Origin of the sequence: Acidovorax soli (genome assembly GCF_900107605.1) — a bacterium.
Classification (GTDB): domain Bacteria; phylum Pseudomonadota; class Gammaproteobacteria; order Burkholderiales; family Burkholderiaceae_C; genus Acidovorax; species Acidovorax soli.
In genome coordinates, this window is sequence record NZ_FNQJ01000018.1 from 25,240 (window position 1) to 37,979 (window position 12,740).

Sequence of the window (12,740 nt, forward strand, 5' to 3'; positions counted from 1 at the left end):
CTCAGCGCACCTTGGCGGCTGCCTGCGGATCGGTGGCTACCTTGTCGCCCTGGCGCAGGCCGCTGAGCACCTCGATCTTTTCGCCGTCAACGCGGCCCAGGCGCACCTGGCGCAGCAGTGGCCTGCCCTGGGCATTGAGCACATAGACCCCCGTCATTTCCGCGCGGCGCACCACGGCGCTGGCCGGAATCTGCACGCGTTGCACGCCCGCCGCCGCGGGCACTGCTGGCAACCACAGCCGGGCAAACATGCCGGGCGCCGCACCCTTCAGATCTGGCGGCAGCGCCACGCGCAATTGCACGGTGTGCGTGGCGGCATCCACCGTGGGCAGCAGCTGGATCTGGCTGGGCTGCACGGTGATGCGCGCCGCCGCGAGCGCGGGAAGTTCGACTTGCAGGGTCTGCGTACCAGCCAAGGCTGCGGCAGCCATTTGCGGCACCATGGCGGTTACACGCAATGCAACAGGGTCATGCAGCCTGACCAGTGGGCGCCCGGGCATCGCCATGTCGCCCAGGGCCACGGGCACCTCGCTCACCACGCCGGAATAAGGGGCCTTTACAGCGTAGAAGCCTGATTGCGTCATCGCGGCCCCCGCCTGTGCCTGCAGTGCCTGCACCTGGGCCTGGTTGGCCTGCAACTGGGCCTGGGCACGGTCCAGCGCCGCCTGGCTGATGTATTGCTTCTGGTAGAGCTGTTTCTGCCGCTCGAATTCCTTGCTGGCCACCTGCATGCTGGCGCGGGCGGCATCGACCTGCGCTGCGCTGGCGGCGGCGTTCTGCGTGGCCGCCCGGGCATCAAGGCGCAGGATTTCCTGCCCCGCTTGGACCGTGTCGCCGACCTTCACGCCGAGCGAAACAATCGCACCCTGCACCTGGGCCGACAGCGTCGTATCGCGCACGGCCTCCACCACACCATCCACGCTGGCGTGCTGGCCTGCGCCATCGGCCTGCACCACATAGGTTTTGAGCGGCGCGGCATCTGCGGCCCAAGCGCCTTGCACGGCCATCAGGCTGGACAGAAAAGCAGCCGTAGCGAGTCGAGGTATCAGCATCCGGTTCTCCGCTCTGTGTGGGATGTATCTTGCAGTACGTTCATTATTTAACTAAATAGCTAATTAGTCAATTGATGTATCATAACCGCCAGTCTGATCCTTGCGTTGCTGGAATCTCCGGCCGTTCAGACCCAGGAGTGATTTATGAAAGACATGCCTCCCCAAGCGCTGGAAGCGGTGGCCGGTTACTTTCAGGTGCTGGCAGAGCCCACGCGCCTGCGCATCCTCAACATCCTGCGCGACGGAGAGCGCAACGTGGGTGATCTGGCACAGATGTGTGGTTACACGGCGGCCAATGTGTCACGCCATCTTTCGCTGATGACCAAACAAGGCCTCGTCGCGCGCGAAGGGCGGGGCACCAGCGTGTACTACCGTTTTGCAGACGAATCGGTGTATGCGCTGTGTGATCTGGTATGCGACAACATTGCCCGGCAGCTGGAACGATCGGCGGCCAGCAGGGCGTTGTTCACCGTGGCAACGGATTCAGAATAGCGAGCTGCGCAGGGGCAAGCGCAAAGCTGGCCAGGTTTTGCGGGTTCTTTCCAGGCCATCCGCAGGATGCTTCTGCATCTCGCGGGATCGTGGCAAGCGTCACGCTTGCGTCAGGCGATGCGGAAACACCAGGGCAAAGCATGTGCGCCCCTTGGATGATGTGACGGTGACGCTTCCACCGTGGGCTTCGGCGATGGCACGGGTGATGGCCAGGCCCAGCCCGCTGCCCTCGGAATCGGGATGCGCCCTGGCGGGATCGGCTCGGTAGAAGCGGTCGAACAGCCGCGGCAGCATCTTGGGGTCGATCTCGGAGCCCGTGTTTTCCACAGACACCACCGTGGAATCCGCGGTGTCAGCGATGTGAACCGTGATGGTCCCGCCTTCGGGCGTGTGGCGCAGTGCGTTGGACAGCAGATTGCTGGCGGCACGGCGAAACATCAGGCGGTCACCCTCCATGTCGCCATCGCCCTCCAGCCGCAACCGGATGCGCTTTTCCTCCGCGACGGCTTCATAGAACTCCAGCAAGGCCAGGGCGTCCTGGCGAGCCGAAAACCGCTCCTTGTGCGGAAGATCCACACCGCGTTCGGTCTTGGCCAGAAAGAGCATGTCGGCCACCATGCGTGCCAGGCGCTGGAATTCCTCTGCATTGGAGGCCAGGATGTCCCGGTAGGTGGCGGCATCGCGCTTGCTGGACAGGGCCACCTGGGTTTGCGTCAGCAAATTGCTGATAGGGGTGCGCAGCTCATGCGCCAGGTCCGATGAGAAATCGGTCAGGCGCTGGAAATCTTCTTGCAGCCGATCCAGCATGCGGTTGAGCTCTTGCGCCAAATCAGCCATCTCCACCGGCACGGCCTGCACGGGCATGCGTTCGGTCAGCTTCTGGCCGGTGACCGCAGCCGCGCGGGACCTCATTTCGCGCAACGGGGCCAACCCCTGGCGCGCAGCGAGCCAGGACAAGAAGGCGCACACGACGATGGCAGCAACCACATAGATAGCCAAATCGCGTTGAAGATCCTGCAGAAACTGTGCGTGATGCTCCGTATCGGTCGCAATCAGAACGCGCAGTTTTGTCGGCGCATTGGCATGCGAATAAGCCGGCGTGGCCTCGAAACGAAGGGTGTGAAAAATGCTGCCACCGCGCTTCCAGGTGCCGAACGACTCGATTCCCGTCGAAGGCCTTGCGGGCGCGCTTCCCGCATCCGCGGCGAAGCCTTGTGATTGGAAGATGGCTTCGCCCTGCGATCCCTCGACCAGGACGTAGAGCCCATGGTGGTAGCCCAAGGCCTCGTCCAGGCGCCTGCGCGCATCCTGCGCCGAATGGGAATTGCGCAGGATCTCCTCGATCAAATGCTGCTTTTCCTGCAACGTGATGCGATCAAGCGCCACGAAATGCCGCCCGGTTTCGACCAGGAACAATATTCCCAGGCCGAGCACGACCGAAGCGGCCACCACGGTGAAGAAAAGGGTCAGGCGCTGGGTCAGCGGGAGCCTGCCCCAACGGGCGCGCGACAGCACTCAGGGCTCCTCTGGCAGATCCAGTACATAGCCCATGCCGCGCACGGTCTGGATCAGCTTGACCGGATGGCCTTCATCGATCTTCACGCGCAGGCGGCGCATGGCAACTTCGATGACGTTGGTGTCGCTGTCGAAGTTCATGTCCCATACCTGCGATGCGATGAGCGAGCGCGGCAGCACCTCGCCATGGCGGCGCATCAGCAGCTCCAGCAGGCCGAACTCCTTGGCCGTCAGGTCCACGCGCCGGCCATTGCGGGATACCCGGCGGCGCAGCAGATCGAGCTCCAGATCGGCCACGCGCAGCGTGGTGCCTTCGCTGCCGGCATGGCCGCGCCGCAGGATGATGCGCACCCTGGCCAGCAGCTCGGCAAACGAGAACGGCTTGACGAGATAGTCGTCGGCCCCCAACTCCAAGCCCTTGACCCGGTCCTCCACCTGGTCGCGGGCGGTCAGGAACAGCACGGGCATTTCCAGGCCCCGATCACGCAAGGACTGCAGCACCTGCCAGCCGTTCAGGCCCGGCAGCATGACATCCAGGATCACCAGGTCGTACTGGCCATGGATGGCCATGTGCAGTCCGTCGGCACCATTGGGCACCAGGTCCGAGCCGTAGCCCGCCTCGCTCAATCCCTGGCGCAGGTAGGCCCCGGTCTTGGGTTCATCCTCGACGATCAATATCTTCACGCGCGCTCCTTCGGTGTGCTGGTATGGGAGTTTGCCGAGCTTGAAGCCATCTGGCATGGAGATAACAAAAAAGTAATTTTCAGAACACCTGGATGAAAGGATGGGTATTCCAGAATCTCTCCATCGTGAGATTTGAGATTCATCAAGAGGAGCCCATGGCCATTTCCCACCAACCGCCAGCGTTGAGGGCGTTCATGCCTTGGACATTGGCGTTGCTTGCCGGAGCCACCTTCGCGCAAACCCCTGGGGATGCCGAGGCATCCAGGGCCGCTTTGCCGACGCAGTTGCAGTACTCGTCGGCCATGAGCGACTACCAGGCCTATAAGGATCAGCCGGTGCAGTCCTGGCGGCAGGTCAATGACCGCGTGGGTGCGATCGGCGGCTGGCGCGCCTATGCGAAGGAGGTCCAGACAGGTGTTCCCGCGTCCGCCCGGGATGCGGTTCCTGCGAACGACCCGCACACCGGTCATCACGGCGGAGGTAAGCCATGATGCGTTTGCGTGCCACACATGCCAGGCTGGCGTTGTCCGCGCTCGGACTGGCGGTGCTGACGGGCTGCGCCAGCGTCAGCCTGGACCAGAACATCACTCGTGTGAATGACGAAGCGGGCAGCTTCACGGAGGGCCAGCTCGCCTTGGCTCTCACCCAGGAAGAGCGCGACCAGCGCGCGCAGGTTGCGCGGAATCTGCTGGCCCAGCCTCTGGGGCAGAAGGAGGCTGTCCAACTAGCGTTGGTGAACAGCCCGTCCCTGCAGGCGCTGTTGGCCCAAGGTTGGGCGGAGTCCGCCGGCGCCGCGCAAGCGGGCCGGATTGCCAACCCTGTTTTCAGCTTTGAGCGTATGACGGCCGGCCCAGAACTGGAACTGGCTCGCGCGCTTTCCTTTGGCTTGTTGGATTTGCTGACACTGCCGTCGCGGTACGGTGTCGCCAACCGGTTGATTGAGCAGTCCCAGCTGCGTTTGACCAGCGATGTCGTGGATCAGGTCACCCTTGTACGCCAGGCGTGGGTGCGTGCCGTTGTTGCACAGCAATCGTTCAAGTACGCCAAGCAGGTCTATGCCAGCGCGGAGGCTGGAGCGGAACTGGCCAAGCGCATGCAAGCCGCGGGAAACTTCAACCGCATCACCCGCGCACGCGAGCAAGCCTTCTATGCCGACGCTGCCACCCGGTTGAGCACGGCCCAGCACCAGGTCACCTCCAGCCGGGAAGAGCTGGTGCGCTTGTTGGGGTTGGATGAAGGGCAGGCACAGGCGCTCAAGCTGCCCGAACGCTTGCCCGATCTGCCCAGACAGCCACTGGACCCGCAGGCGATCGGATCGCAGGCGACCCGGGCGCGTCTGGATATACGCCTGGCGCAGTCTGCAATGGATGCGGCCGCCAAGGCACAGGGCTTGAACAGCGTGACCAGTTTCACGGATATCGAGCTCACCGGGCGGCGCAACACCACTTTCGACAATGCCGAAGGCACCCGCTCCACCGCGCGGGGCTGGGAGATCGCGCTACGCCTGCCCATCTTTGATTGGGGGGGGATGCAGCGCGCGTCGATGAACGCCCGCACCCTGGCGGCGGCAAACCAGCTCGAAGCCACTGTGCGCTCCGCAGGCTCAAGCCTGCGCGAAAGCTACTCCGCCTATCGCACCGCGTACGACGTCGCGCGCCACTACCGCGATGAGGTGGTGCCGCTGCGCAAGGTGATCTCGGAAGAGAACCAGCTTCTCTACAACGGCATGCTGATCAGCACATTCGAGTTGCTGGCCGATGCGCGCGATCAGGTCAGTGCCGTTGTCGCAGCCATGGATGCACAGCAGCAATTCTGGCTGGCCGATGCGGCCTTGCAGGCATCCGTGATCGGGCGCCCCACCAGCACCCGCTTATCCGCCACATCCAGTGCGCCCACCGGCGGCGATGCCGGCCATTGATGCAGAGACGATTGCAATGACATCCAGAAGAGATTTTTTCAAGTTCGCCGGGATTGCCGGTGGGGCCGTGGCGGCCAGTTCGGTCAGCCGCGTGGCCATGGCGGCCCTGCCCGAACCGGTCATTCAATCCAGCCCGAACACGATGGCTCCGCTCGTGCCCAATTCCGGCCGGCCATACAACCCCGTGGTGACGCTCAACGGCTGGACCCTGCCGTGGCGCATGAACCAGGGCGTCAAGGAGTTTCACCTGGTGGCCGAGCCGGTGGTGCGTGAGATGGCGCCCGGCATGAAAGCCCACCTGTGGGGCTACAACGGCCAAAGTCCCGGCCCCACGATCGAGGTGGTGGAAGGTGACAGGGTGCGCATCTTCGTCACCAACAGACTCCCTGAGCACACCAGCATCCACTGGCATGGGCAGCGTTTGCCCAGTGGCATGGATGGTGTTGCGGGCTTGACGCAGCCGGCAATCCAGCCGGGCGACACTTTTGTTTATGAGTTTGTAGCACGCCGGCCCGGCACTTTCATGTACCACCCGCATGCGGACGAGATGGTGCAGATGGCCATGGGAATGATGGGTTTCTGGGTCACGCACCCGAAGACTAAGAACCCCCTGATCGACGAAGTGCAGCGGGACTTCTGCTTCTTGCTGAGTAGCTACGACATCGAGCCGGGGGCCGCAACGCCCAAGGTCGCGGAAATGACCAACTTTAATATGTGGACATGGAACAGCCGCATCTTTCCGGGCATCGATTCCTTGAATGTTCGCCTTAATGACAAGGTCCGCATCCGAGTCGGCAATCTCACCATGACCAATCATCCGATGCACGTGCACGGACACGAGTTCGTTGTCACGGGTACCGATGGTGGCCCCACCCCCAAAAACGCACGCTGGCCCGAGGTGACCGCCGACGTGGCCGTGGGCCAGATGCGCCAGATCGAGTTCGTGGCCGACGAGGAGGGAGATTGGGCCTTCCACTGCCACAAGAGCCATCACACCATGAACGCCATGGGGCACGACATTCCCACACTCATCGGCGTGGACCACAGCGGCCTGGCCAGGAAGATCAACAACCTCATCCCGGACTACATGGCCATGGGCGAACGTGGCATGGCGGACATGGCCGAGATGGAAATGCCCATCCCGGACAACACCATCCCAATGATGACTGGCCAGGGACCGTTCGGTTCGGTGGAAATGGGGGGCATGTTCAGCGTGCTCAAGGTGCGGCGTGACCAGAAGCCCGGCGACTACAAAGACCCTGGATGGTTCAAACACCCCGAAGGCACTGTGGCGCGAAAGTACACGGGCCCCATCGCTGAGCCTGCACGCCTCAGTGCCGAAGGCGGGCAGTCCATGCCGCGTGTTCGCAAGCCTGCAGCACCGACCGAAGTCAACGTACGCAAGCCGACATCACATGGCGAGCATTGAGCTTGTCTTTCATTTCTCATTTGGAGTTCATCCATGAAGTTCACCTGGTCCCATGCCTTCCGATTCTTCGCCATGGTTGCGTTTGCCGCTTCGGGGGCCGCCTTTGCCAGCGGCAGCCATACGGGGGGCCATGGCCATGATGGGGATGAGACGGCCATCGGCAAACCCGGTTTGACCGCCAAGGTCCGCCGCACGATCACCATCGAGATGAGCGACAACATGCGCTACACACCGTCGAACATCCAGGTCAAACAGGGCGAAACCGTGCGGCTCATCGTCAAGAACGTCGGCCAGGCCAAGCACGAACTCAGCCTGGGCACCGAGAAGGAACTGCTGGAGCATCTGGAGCAGATGAAGAAGTTCCCCGACATGGAACATGACGAACCGAGCAAGGTTACGTTGCAGCCCGGCAAGCGGGGGGAGATAGTGTGGCAGTTCACCAAAGCCGGTACCGTGAACTTTGCATGCCTGATGCCAGGCCACTACGAAGCAGGCATGAAGGGCGTCGTCCGGGTGGGCAGCAAGTGATGGCTTCGATACAGCGCACCCGCCCATAGATAAATAGATAGATTCATCCATTCATACAGAGGACACCATGAACACCATCAAGAACATTCTTGCCATCTCCGCCCTTGCCATGGGCATAGCCATGCCCGTCAGCAGTTTTGCCCAAGCGACGATGGATCACGGCAAGATGGCGATGTCCCACGCATCGGACTCCATGACCGACGGCGAGGTGAAGAAAGTCGATCCGGACAACGGCAAGGTCACCCTCAAGCACGGCGAGATCAAGAACCTGGACATGCCCGGCATGACCATGGTCTTCACAGTCCGCGACAAGGGCCAGCTTGCCACGCTCAAGCCCGGTGATAAGGTGCAGTTCGTGGTCATCCAGGAGGGCGGCAAGATGGTCGTCACCGACATCCAGCCCGTGCGCTGAGCAAAGAAGCAACCACGCCGTGCCGCCGGACGCGGCAACCCCAGTCAACTCTCACAGCAGGAAGGAAGCATCATGATTCACATTCGCCACTCTCTGATCGGCCTCTGTATCGCCGCCGCCTCCGCAGGCGTATTGGCACAAGGTGCGGACGAGCACAAGGATCACCACCCGGCGGACGCTGCCGCCCCTGCGGCAACCGCGGTGCCAGCACCTGCCGCAGCACTGCCATCGCCGGGCCGGGCCATGGGCTCGGGTGACATGGCCGCCATGGACCGGCAAATGCAGGCCATGCAGGTCATGCACGAGAAGATGGCCGCCGCCAAGACGCCCCAGGAGCGCCAGGCATTGATGGCTGAGCACATGAAGACCATGCAGGACGGGATGCGCATGATGGAGTCGATGCAAGGGCAGATGGCATCGGGCCAGCCATCCACCGGCATGACGAACATGCAGCGCGATCCACAGATGATGGACAAGCGCATGTCCATGATGGAGTCGATGATGCAGATGATGATGGATCGCATGCCGACCACGCCAACCAAATAACGCATCCACTGAATTGGGGGGACACCATGAACCATCAACACGACGGACACGATTCACCCCCCAGCTTCTGGCGTTCTCGCTATGCCATAGGCCTTGTGGTGATCGGTGCCGTGGCGGCGTATTTCCTGTGGACAGAACACCTCGCGCACGTTGTCGGGGCGCTGCCTTTTCTCCTGCTTCTCGCCTGCCCGCTGATGCATGTCTTCATGCACGGCGGCCATGGTGACCATGGTCACCATGGCCAGGGCAAGCCTGGTGCGTCGAAAACTGCCGAATCACGCAAGGAAGGGGATCCACGATGAACCACACCGAATCTGCGTACGGCCTGTGGTCGCTGGTCATCATCAATTCAGCGATCTTCATCATGTTCGCTTTCAGCTTTTTCAAGCCTGCGACGGCCCGTGACTGGAGGACGTTTGGCGCATTCGCAGCCTTCATCGTTGCTCTGTTCGTGGAGATGTATGGCTTCCCGCTGACGATCTATCTGCTGTCGGGCTGGCTGCAAACCAAGTTCCCCAACCTGGATCTGCTCTCCCACACCTCGGGTCACTTGTGGTCCACCCTGTTGGGCGAAAAGGGCGATCCGCATTTTGGCGTTTTGCACATCGCCAGCTACGTTTTTCTGGGCTTTGGTTTCTACCTGTTGTCCACCGCGTGGAATGTGCTGTACCACGCCCAGCGTCGCCAGTCGCTTGCTACAGCAGGCCCCTACGCACGCATTCGCCACCCGCAGTACGTGGCTTTTGTCATGATTTTGCTGGGCTTCCTGCTGCAGTGGCCCACGTTGCTGACCTTGGCCATGTTCCCGGTCTTGCTCCTGATGTACGGACGTCTGGCCATCACCGAAGAGCACGAAATGCGCAAACAGTTTGGTGCTGAGTACGACACTTACGCCCAGCGCACACCACGGTTTCTCCCCCGCATGGGCAAGGCCCAGTCGAAAACTGACTCCGTGTCAAACAGATGATCTAGAGTTTTCCCCTGGCGGTACACGTTTCATTGTCTAGGAGTTTGAAATATGAGCACGATGGATCTGCAAGTCGAGGGCATGAGCTGTGGCGCATGTGTCAAGCACGTCACGCAGGCGTTGCAGCCGCTGGCGGGGGTCCGCGGGGTGGAGGTCGATCTCTCGTCTGGCCTTGTGCGGGTGAGCGGGGAACTGGCGCAGGGCAGCGCGCCTTTGTTGGTGGCCTTGAGGGATGCGGGCTACCCCGCGAAGCTGGCCACAGATGCGTCCACTCCCGTTGCCACCTCGCAGCCCAAAGCCTCGGGTTGCCACAACGGCGGAGCGGGGGGCTGCGGTTGCCGATAACGGCCACTGCATTCATTTCCGATCAACCGGGCGGGCGCGTCCGCGCCCCATACCTCTTGCGAGCAACTCTGAAGGAGCAACGCCATGGATCAGCCTGACCACAACGCCCATACGCCATCGTTTTGGCGCCGCCCCGCCGGTATGGCGCTGGCAACGGCGGCCTTGATCGCCGGTTTTTTCCTGCTGCGAGAGCACTGGGGCCATGTTCTGGGTTATTGGCCCTACCTGCTGCTGCTCGCCTGCCCGCTCATGCACCTGATGCACGGCCACGGCGGCCATGGTGGGCACGGCAACCATGCGCAGCCGCCCCGGCGCACCCACAACGACAAGGAATAAGCAATGGACACGCATGCACACCACCATCACGGCAGCCACCCCCTTGCCGAGCCAGCCCCGCCAACGGATCTGAAGGATCCGGTGTGCGGCATGACCGTTACGGAGCAGTCTGAACACCATTCGACGCACGAAGGCCGGCCCTACTATTTCTGTAGCGCCAAGTGCCAAGGCAAGTTCGCGGCGAACCCACTGCAGTACCTGGTATCTGCAGCGCCCGCGGACACCGCGCCAGAGCCGGCCGGCACCATCTACACCTGCCCCATGCACCCCGAGGTGCGGCAAGATCACCCAGGCAATTGTCCGAAGTGCCAGATGCGCCTGGTTCCGGAGGGAGATGCCGTCTCATCGCACGAACATGGCCACAATCCTCCCCATAAGCCGCAGCCAGTTGCGCCCGCGGACACCGCGCCAGAGCCGGCCGGCACTATCTACACCTGCCCCATGCACCCCGAGGTGCGCCAAGACCATCCAGGCACCTGTCCCAAGTGCGGCATGACATTGGAGCCCATCATTCCCCTGGACGAGGAAGACAACCATGAACTGAAGGATTTTCAGCGCCGCTTCTGGTGGACACTGCCCTTCACGTTCATCGTCACCATTCTTGCAATGTTCGGCCATCGCCTGGGATGGTTTGACCTGAAAGTGCAGACTTGGCTTGAACTGGCGCTGTCCCTGCCAGTCGTTTTGTGGACTGGCTGGCCATTTTTTGTACGCGGCTGGCAATCCCTCGTCCTGCGCAGCCCCAACATGTGGACCTTGATTGGTCTGGGTACGGGCGCGGCCTTTCTCTACAGCCTGGTGGCCACCCTGGCACCGGGCGTGTTCCCGGATTCGTTCGTCTCCATGGGGCGTGTGGCTGTGTACTACGAGGCGGCCGTGGTCATCATCTCGCTGACCATGCTGGGCCAGATCATCGAGTTGAAGGCCCGCTCGCAAACCTCTGCGGCGATCAAGGCGCTGCTCGGTTTGGCGCCCAAGACGGCACGCCGCATCAATGCGGACGGCAGCGAAGAAGACGTACCCCTGAACCATGTGCACGTCGGAGACCTGCTGCGCATTCGCCCCGGCGAGAAAGTGCCGGTCGATGGCATCGTGACCGAGGGCAGCAGCGCTGTCGATGAGTCCATGCTGACCGGTGAGCCTGTGCCGGTGACCAAACGCATTGGTGACAATGTCATTGGTGCCACGATGAACACCAGTGGGGCCTTGGTGATGCGCTCCGAGAAAGTCGGCGCGGCCACCATGCTGTCGCAGATTGTTCAGATGGTGGCCAATGCACAGCGCTCGAAGGCGCCCATGCAGCGCATGGCGGATGTGGTTGCCGGGAAGTTTGTTCTCGTGGTGGTGCTCATCGCCATTGCCACCTTCTTTGTCTGGGGTTTGTTCGGTCCGGAGCCTAGTTGGGTGTTTGGCCTGATCAATGCCGTCGCCGTGCTGATCATCGCCTGCCCCTGTGCGCTGGGGCTGGCCACGCCCATGTCGGTGATGGTCGCCACGGGTCGGGCAGCCACGCAAGGCGTGCTGTTCCGGGATGCGGGTGCCATCGAAAAAATGCGCGAGGTGGATACGCTGATTGTGGACAAGACCGGCACGCTCACCGAAGGCAAACCCGCCTTTGACACCGCAGTCGGTGCCGCCGGCTATACGGCGGACGAAGTATTGCGCCTGGCTGCCAGCCTGGACCAAGGCAGCGAACATCCTTTGGCAGAGGCCATCGTCAGCGCCGCACGCGCCAAAGGCCTGGAACTGGTCAAGCCGGTGGATTTCGAGTCAGGCAGCGGGATCGGCGTGCGAGGCCTCGTCGATGGCAAGCGCCTGGTGCTGGGAAACACCGCATTGATGGCGCAGGAGGGCGTGGCGACGGATGCGCTCAAGACCGACGCTGAGCGCCTGCGCAGTGAAGGCGCCAGCGTGATGCATCTCGCCGTGGACAGACAGCTGGCGGGCATCCTGGCCGTGACCGACCCCATCAAGGCCACTACGCTGGAAGCGATCAAAGCTTTGCACGCCAGCGGCTTGCGCATCGTGATGGCGACGGGAGACGGCCTGACCACGGCCAAGGCCGTGGGGGCCAAACTTGGCATCGACGAGGTGCATGGCGAAGTCAAGCCCGCCGACAAGCTTGCGCTGGTGGAACGGCTGCAGAAAGAGGGCCACATCGTTGCCATGGCCGGCGATGGCATCAACGATGCACCTGCGTTGGCCAAGGCCGATGTCGGCGTGGCGATGGGCACGGGCACCGACGTGGCCATGAACAGCGGCCAGGTCACGCTGGTCAAGGGCGACTTGCGCGGAATCACTGCGGCGCGCGACATCTCCACTGACACCGTTCGCAACATGCGCCAGAACCTGCTGTTCGCATTCGTTTACAACGGCATTGGGGTGCCGATTGCGGCAGGTGTTCTATACCCGTTCACGGGGTGGTTGTTGTCCCCGCTGATCGCGGCACTGGCCATGAGCATGAGCTCGGTGTCAGTGATTGGAAATGCGCTGCGTTTGCGGCGCAGCAAGAAATGA

Annotated in this window: 15 protein-coding genes; 12 read left to right on the forward strand and 3 right to left on the reverse strand. The window is 62.3% G+C overall.

From position 1 onward, the window contains the following. Position 1: 1 nt before the first annotated feature. Positions 2-1,051, reverse strand: a complete 1,050-nt coding sequence (locus tag BLW02_RS12340; RefSeq protein WP_092699016.1) for an efflux RND transporter periplasmic adaptor subunit — start codon at positions 1,049-1,051, stop codon at positions 2-4. A 144-nt stretch (positions 1,052-1,195) separates the two neighbouring features. On the opposite strand from BLW02_RS12340, the gene BLW02_RS12345 reads away from it, so the two are divergent. After that, a complete protein-coding gene (locus BLW02_RS12345; RefSeq protein WP_092699018.1) occupies positions 1,196-1,543 on the forward strand; it encodes an ArsR/SmtB family transcription factor in 348 nt (115 codons plus the stop codon). A 99-nt stretch (positions 1,544-1,642) separates the two neighbouring features. On the opposite strand, the gene BLW02_RS12350 is transcribed toward BLW02_RS12345, so the two are convergent. Beyond that, a complete protein-coding gene (locus BLW02_RS12350) occupies positions 1,643-3,058 on the reverse strand; it encodes a heavy metal sensor histidine kinase (RefSeq protein ID WP_092699020.1) in 1,416 nt (471 codons plus the stop codon). Next, complete coding sequence (locus BLW02_RS12355; protein ID WP_092699096.1) at positions 3,059-3,742, reverse strand: heavy metal response regulator transcription factor; 684 nt, start codon at positions 3,740-3,742, stop codon at positions 3,059-3,061. Positions 3,743-3,897: 155 nt separating this feature from the next. On the opposite strand from BLW02_RS12355, the gene BLW02_RS12360 reads away from it, so the two are divergent. The 11 genes from BLW02_RS12360 to BLW02_RS12410 all read left to right on the forward strand — a co-directional run bounded on the left by BLW02_RS12360 (position 3,898) and on the right by BLW02_RS12410 (position 12,740). Next, the gene (locus tag BLW02_RS12360) at positions 3,898-4,233 is read left to right on the forward strand and encodes a hypothetical protein (RefSeq protein ID WP_244273684.1); all 336 of its coding nucleotides are present in this window, start codon (positions 3,898-3,900) and stop codon (positions 4,231-4,233) included. Further along, a complete protein-coding gene (locus BLW02_RS12365; RefSeq protein WP_092699021.1) occupies positions 4,230-5,660 on the forward strand; it encodes a TolC family protein in 1,431 nt (476 codons plus the stop codon). The genes BLW02_RS12360 and BLW02_RS12365 overlap by 4 nt, the downstream gene beginning before the upstream one ends. Positions 5,661-5,676: 16 nt before the next feature. Further along, positions 5,677-7,089, forward strand: coding sequence for a multicopper oxidase family protein (locus BLW02_RS12370; RefSeq protein WP_092699100.1), 1,413 nt, complete (start codon positions 5,677-5,679; stop codon positions 7,087-7,089). Between the two features lie 33 nt (positions 7,090-7,122). After that, positions 7,123-7,617 carry a cupredoxin domain-containing protein gene (locus BLW02_RS12375; protein ID WP_092699023.1) on the forward strand — a complete coding sequence of 165 codons (495 nt, stop codon included), beginning with the start codon at positions 7,123-7,125 and terminating at the stop codon, positions 7,615-7,617. A 67-nt stretch (positions 7,618-7,684) separates the two neighbouring features. After that, a complete protein-coding gene (locus BLW02_RS12380; protein ID WP_092699025.1) occupies positions 7,685-8,029 on the forward strand; it encodes a copper-binding protein in 345 nt (114 codons plus the stop codon). A 72-nt stretch (positions 8,030-8,101) separates the two neighbouring features. After that, positions 8,102-8,575 (forward strand): hypothetical protein, encoded by a 474-nt coding sequence (locus BLW02_RS12385; RefSeq protein WP_092699027.1) that lies wholly within the window; start codon positions 8,102-8,104, stop codon positions 8,573-8,575. A 26-nt stretch (positions 8,576-8,601) separates the two neighbouring features. Continuing rightward, positions 8,602-8,877 carry a DUF2933 domain-containing protein gene (locus tag BLW02_RS12390; RefSeq protein WP_092699029.1) on the forward strand — a complete coding sequence of 92 codons (276 nt, stop codon included), beginning with the start codon at positions 8,602-8,604 and terminating at the stop codon, positions 8,875-8,877. Then, on the forward strand, positions 8,874-9,542 hold the full coding sequence (locus BLW02_RS12395) for a methyltransferase family protein (RefSeq protein ID WP_092699031.1): 669 nt from the start codon (positions 8,874-8,876) through the stop codon (positions 9,540-9,542). Before BLW02_RS12390 ends, BLW02_RS12395 begins: the two co-directional genes overlap by 4 nt. Before the next feature lie 51 nt (positions 9,543-9,593). After that, the gene (locus tag BLW02_RS12400; RefSeq protein ID WP_092699033.1) at positions 9,594-9,887 is read left to right on the forward strand and encodes a heavy-metal-associated domain-containing protein; all 294 of its coding nucleotides are present in this window, start codon (positions 9,594-9,596) and stop codon (positions 9,885-9,887) included. Positions 9,888-9,971: 84 nt separating this feature from the next. Continuing rightward, positions 9,972-10,223, forward strand: coding sequence for a DUF2933 domain-containing protein (locus tag BLW02_RS12405; RefSeq protein ID WP_092699036.1), 252 nt, complete (start codon positions 9,972-9,974; stop codon positions 10,221-10,223). 3 nt (positions 10,224-10,226) lie between these two features. Then, positions 10,227-12,740 carry a heavy metal translocating P-type ATPase gene (locus tag BLW02_RS12410; RefSeq protein WP_092699038.1) on the forward strand — a complete coding sequence of 838 codons (2,514 nt, stop codon included), beginning with the start codon at positions 10,227-10,229 and terminating at the stop codon, positions 12,738-12,740.

Bases quoted from the DNA above. Each gene is read 5' to 3' on its own strand.
- BLW02_RS12340 (WP_092699016.1), bottom strand. From the start codon at position 1,051: ATGCTGATACCTCGACTCGCTACGGCTGCTTTTCTGTCCAGCCTGATG.
- BLW02_RS12345 (WP_092699018.1), top strand. From the start codon at position 1,196: ATGAAAGACATGCCTCCCCAAGCGCTGGAAGCGGTGGCCGGTTACTTT.
- BLW02_RS12360 (WP_244273684.1), top strand. From the start codon at position 3,898: ATGGCCATTTCCCACCAACCGCCAGCGTTGAGGGCGTTCATGCCTTGG.
- BLW02_RS12365 (WP_092699021.1), top strand. From the start codon at position 4,230: ATGATGCGTTTGCGTGCCACACATGCCAGGCTGGCGTTGTCCGCGCTC.
- BLW02_RS12370 (WP_092699100.1), top strand. From the start codon at position 5,677: ATGACATCCAGAAGAGATTTTTTCAAGTTCGCCGGGATTGCCGGTGGG.
- BLW02_RS12375 (WP_092699023.1), top strand. From the start codon at position 7,123: ATGAAGTTCACCTGGTCCCATGCCTTCCGATTCTTCGCCATGGTTGCG.
- BLW02_RS12380 (WP_092699025.1), top strand. From the start codon at position 7,685: ATGAACACCATCAAGAACATTCTTGCCATCTCCGCCCTTGCCATGGGC.
- BLW02_RS12385 (WP_092699027.1), top strand. From the start codon at position 8,102: ATGATTCACATTCGCCACTCTCTGATCGGCCTCTGTATCGCCGCCGCC.
- BLW02_RS12390 (WP_092699029.1), top strand. From the start codon at position 8,602: ATGAACCATCAACACGACGGACACGATTCACCCCCCAGCTTCTGGCGT.
- BLW02_RS12395 (WP_092699031.1), top strand. From the start codon at position 8,874: ATGAACCACACCGAATCTGCGTACGGCCTGTGGTCGCTGGTCATCATC.
- BLW02_RS12400 (WP_092699033.1), top strand. From the start codon at position 9,594: ATGAGCACGATGGATCTGCAAGTCGAGGGCATGAGCTGTGGCGCATGT.
- BLW02_RS12405 (WP_092699036.1), top strand. From the start codon at position 9,972: ATGGATCAGCCTGACCACAACGCCCATACGCCATCGTTTTGGCGCCGC.
- BLW02_RS12410 (WP_092699038.1), top strand. From the start codon at position 10,227: ATGGACACGCATGCACACCACCATCACGGCAGCCACCCCCTTGCCGAG.